The sequence below is a fragment of the Salinimicrobium gaetbulicola genome, from assembly GCF_042676025.1.
GTDB lineage: Bacteria > Bacteroidota > Bacteroidia > Flavobacteriales > Flavobacteriaceae > Salinimicrobium > Salinimicrobium gaetbulicola.
The window spans coordinates 1-3,427 of the sequence record NZ_JBHTJP010000005.1 but is presented as its reverse complement, the minus strand read 5'-3'; the positions used below and the strand labels follow the sequence as shown (position 1 = coordinate 3,427).

At 31.7% G+C, this 3,427-nt stretch carries 4 protein-coding genes; all 4 read left to right on the top strand.

The window, feature by feature from the left end:
- Window positions 1-130 precede the first annotated feature (130 nt).
- The 4 genes from ACFQ1G_RS01070 (at window position 131) to ACFQ1G_RS01055 (ending at window position 3,316) form a co-directional block, all read left to right on the top strand.
- The gene (locus ACFQ1G_RS01070; protein WP_380736390.1) at window positions 131-640 is read left to right on the top strand and encodes a hypothetical protein; all 510 of its coding nucleotides are present in this window, start codon (window positions 131-133) and stop codon (window positions 638-640) included.
- A gap of 161 nt (window positions 641-801) precedes the next feature.
- Window positions 802-1,341: a hypothetical protein gene (locus ACFQ1G_RS01065; RefSeq protein ID WP_380736389.1), complete on the top strand. Its 540-nt coding sequence runs from the start codon at window positions 802-804 to the stop codon at window positions 1,339-1,341.
- 161 nt (window positions 1,342-1,502) lie between these two features.
- On the top strand, window positions 1,503-2,489 hold the full coding sequence (locus ACFQ1G_RS01060; protein WP_380736388.1) for a hypothetical protein: 987 nt from the start codon (window positions 1,503-1,505) through the stop codon (window positions 2,487-2,489).
- A 170-nt stretch (window positions 2,490-2,659) separates the two neighbouring features.
- On the top strand, window positions 2,660-3,316 hold the full coding sequence (locus ACFQ1G_RS01055) for a DMP19 family protein (protein WP_380736387.1): 657 nt from the start codon (window positions 2,660-2,662) through the stop codon (window positions 3,314-3,316).
- Window positions 3,317-3,427: the final 111 nt, after the last annotated feature.

Sequence of the window (3,427 nt, the reverse complement as noted above, 5' to 3'; positions counted from 1 at the left end):
GCAGCCCTTTCAAAAAGACATTTTTGACTACCTTTAAAAAGATAACTTAACCGATAAATAAACGTTTCCAAAAACCGCTACTTGCGTTAACCGGGAACGTTGTAAGCAAGCCTCAAAGAAAAACCGAAAAATGATAAAGTTTCTGACAATTCTATCTTTTACAACCACTACATATATTTCTTCAGTCTGTACCTGTCCTCCGATGAGACTTTCTGATCATCAAAAAGAAGAAGTTGCGAACTCTGAATATATCTTTATTGGTGAAGTGTTCGAAATTGATCACTCAACGGACACTTATAAGATAAAAGTTATCGAGGATTTGAAAAATTGCGATAATGAAGGGGTTGTTTATACTGGAAAAAACTGGACATCGTGTAGTCCTTATATTGATTCAAAAGGAAAATGGCTGATTTATGCAAAAATAGAAAAGGATTATTTGAAAGTGAATTTATGTGGAATCAGTAGAAGCTTGGATAATCCCCAAAACGTATTCAACTCTGCGCCCTCTCCATTGCCTAAAGAAAACGAAACCAAAATAGAATATAGAGTTAGAAGGGAAAAATGGAAAAGAGCCAATAAAGAGAAATCTAAAGAGGATTTGAATAAGGAAATCAAAGCTTTAAAAGAAAGATTCAAATAAGGCCAGCTTACAACATCGGTTAACGAGCAAATAGCGGCAGACCCTTCTAAAATGACATTTTTGAGTACCTTTAAAAAGATAACTTAACCGATAAATAAACGTTTCCAAAAACCGCTACTTGCGTTAACCGGGAACGTTAGCCACTATTTGAAAACAAGGGAATGACAAAAAAAGACTTTTTCAGGATAATTATAAAGCTATTTGGATTATACTCAGCGATACTGATTCTTTTTTATCAAATACCTTACATCATACAATATTCGCAATTCGGAATTGACGTTTCATCGGCTTTATTTGTGATAGTTTCAATGATAATTGCCATTGGTTTATTTATCATATTAATATTTAATGCAGATAAAATTATTCAGTGGTTGAAACTTGATCAAGGTTTTGACGATGAGAAAATTGATTTTAAAAATTTTAATCTTCAAAACATTGTAAATTTCTCAGTAATACTAATTGGCGGATTTTTAATCATTGACAATATTGCGGTATTCCTAAGACAAATTTATCTGGCATTCAAAAGCACTGCTTCAAGTAGCGGATTAACTTCAATGATTGATACTTTTTCAACTGACCAAGCTGATTATTTTACCCTTTTCTCATCTGGATTAAGTATAACCTTAGGCTATTTAATGCTTACAAATTTTACACGGATTTCTAAATGGATTATAAAATTTGAAAACTCAAACAGTGGCTAACATCGGTTAACGAACAAATTGCGGCAGAACATCAAAAAATGACATTTTTGACTACCTTTAAAACTATAACTTAACCGACAAATTCACGTTTCCCAAGCCGCTACTTGCGTTAACCGGAGACGTTATGCAAAATATAAAACGAGCCAACTGCAAATAATAAAATGAGACTTAATTTTGAAGCATATATCCCGTTTAGTAAAGTTGACGAAGAACCTGATTCTTATACAACTGCATTGACTAATGAATTGATTGAACTTTCAGATAAGATAAAAATCCCATTAGATGATTTTGGATTTGCAACGGTGAAAGTTCATAAGATTGGTCAGGATAAAATTGAGAAATTAAAGAAAGTATATCCGACATATTTTAAGCACGAGTTTTTAGACCTGTTACATTTTGAAATAGAGATTGATTTTGATTCAATATTTGAGTTTAGTGATTCAGGAATGCCTTCAGAAATAAGTCAAAACGACTTAAATCGTGCTTTGCTGACATCAATTATAGAATCAAGATTTACGAATTTTATAATTTTCACTCAGCTTGCATTACCAGGTTCATTAAATACTGAAAAAGGATTGATATTAAAAGACGGTAAATACTACCATGATTTTAAAGGATTAAGTTCCAGTCTGGTCGGAATAGCATATGATAAAAATAGCACCTGGCCTCATACTCGAAGATTATCAATTTTTAAAGTATGGGAATATATTATTGACAAAACAAAAATTCTAACAGACAAATCGAATACAAACATTGAAAACGGATTGAACGCTTTCACATATTTATTTGATTATTCAACAAATACAATGCATAATCTTTTCTGGGCGATGTCAGGAATCGAAGCTTTATATGCTCATGGAGACCTTGGAATTGGATATCAGATTGATAAAAAAGCAAAGTTATTCTTGGGAGAGCCAAATGAGTTTAAAAAGGTTTTAACTAAACTGTATCACTTTAGGTCAAAGTTTATTCATGGCAGCATGAGTATTCCGATTAATAATGGCTGGCTTTCTAATGATGACCAAGACCAATATGATAATGAGTTTTATGAAATGGAATGTACAGCGAATAGACTATTAACAGCAACTTTGCAAAAAATAATTGACAAGGATTTGAAGACTTTTGAGTTTGAATTTAAACTGAAATAATAAATACTTTGCATAACATCGGTTAACGAAGCAAATAGCGGCTGATCATCTAAAATGACATTTTTGACTACCTTTAAAAAGATAACTTAATCGGACAAATTTGCGTCCCCAACTTCCGCTACTTGCGTTAACCGGAGACGTTGTGTGCTATTTTAAGCAAAATTTCTCCGATGGATAAAAAGAGAAAAAAGGAATTAAAAAAAGAATATCTCCGCCAAGAGCTTCTAAAACAAGCTCAAAGCGATAATGTGATAATTGCGAACTGGGCAAAAGAAAGATTAGGACCATCAAAAGAACAACCTGATTTAAAAAAAATTATTTCAGAGAATGATGAAGATTTAGAAGAAAAAATCTTTTTTCTAATTGAGGATAAAATAAATAGAACTAAAAGTGATGATAGAAAACTATCTGATAATGAAGCTTTGAGTAAATTATCGGACCCAGAAAAATTAATTTTCTATACATACATTTTAGATTCAGAATTAGCAATCAACGGAGTTCTCAGTTATTACATCAATTCTGCTGGCGAATATATTATCCCAACTTTACATTTGATAGAAAATTTAAAGTTTGAACCAGTAATTCAAATCTTAGAAAAATCAGTTGGAAATTTTATTGAATTGTCAGAAAGCGATTTTGAGTATTGGTCAGGAGATATTTCAAAATGGAAACAGATTGAGAAATCTATAGACAAGGAATATTACTTGATAAAAGGTCGAAAATATAGTTTTCAAGAATTTGATAAGGATTATTTAAAAATTGAAAAGGAATTTAGAAAAATCCGCCTTCAATACATTCGGAATAATATTGAGAGTTTTAGTATATAAACAGCACACAACATCGGTTAACGAGCAAATAGCGGCAGACCATTAAAAATGACATTTTTGACTACCTTTAAAACAATAACTTAACCGGACAAATTCGCGTCCCCAACTTCC

Bases quoted from the DNA above. Each gene is read 5' to 3' on its own strand.
- ACFQ1G_RS01070 (WP_380736390.1), top strand. From the start codon at position 131: ATGATAAAGTTTCTGACAATTCTATCTTTTACAACCACTACATATATT.
- ACFQ1G_RS01065 (WP_380736389.1), top strand. From the start codon at position 802: ATGACAAAAAAAGACTTTTTCAGGATAATTATAAAGCTATTTGGATTA.
- ACFQ1G_RS01060 (WP_380736388.1), top strand. From the start codon at position 1,503: ATGAGACTTAATTTTGAAGCATATATCCCGTTTAGTAAAGTTGACGAA.
- ACFQ1G_RS01055 (WP_380736387.1), top strand. From the start codon at position 2,660: ATGGATAAAAAGAGAAAAAAGGAATTAAAAAAAGAATATCTCCGCCAA.